At 61.2% G+C, this 322-nt stretch carries 1 protein-coding gene; it reads right to left on the bottom strand.

Annotation, left to right across the window (positions count from 1 at the left end; translation table 11 throughout):
- Positions 1-322 (bottom strand): transposase (locus IB248_RS32470; protein WP_192242260.1); only part of this gene is annotated, 322 nt, incomplete at both ends.

The following is a 322-nucleotide window of genomic DNA, read 5'->3' as shown; positions in this document are numbered from 1 at the left end:
TCGACCGCCGATCGTCGTCGCATCTGGCGCTTGATGGCGGGCGTGAGACGGCGCTTCTGGCCACTGGTGAAGACCCTCAGCTTGTGACTTTCGGGAGCATTATGGCCGCGGTATCCAGCATCGGCCAGAATGCGGGAGAGCTCGGTGCCAATCATCTTTTCCAAATCCGGAATGACGGTCGCGAGCGTGTGGCCATCGTACGGATTGCCGGGCAGCGCCGCTGCGTGCAGGGCGAACTGCCCGCCCTTTGAACGGTTCAGTGTTGTGGCCACGGACACCTTCACTCCGAACTCATAGGGCTTGTGCGCCTTGCCTTTACCAA

This window comes from Rhizobium sp. RHZ01, from assembly GCF_014851595.1.
Classification (GTDB): Bacteria; Pseudomonadota; Alphaproteobacteria; order Rhizobiales; family Rhizobiaceae; genus Rhizobium; species Rhizobium altiplani.
This window is presented reverse-complemented; position numbering and strand designations above follow the sequence as displayed.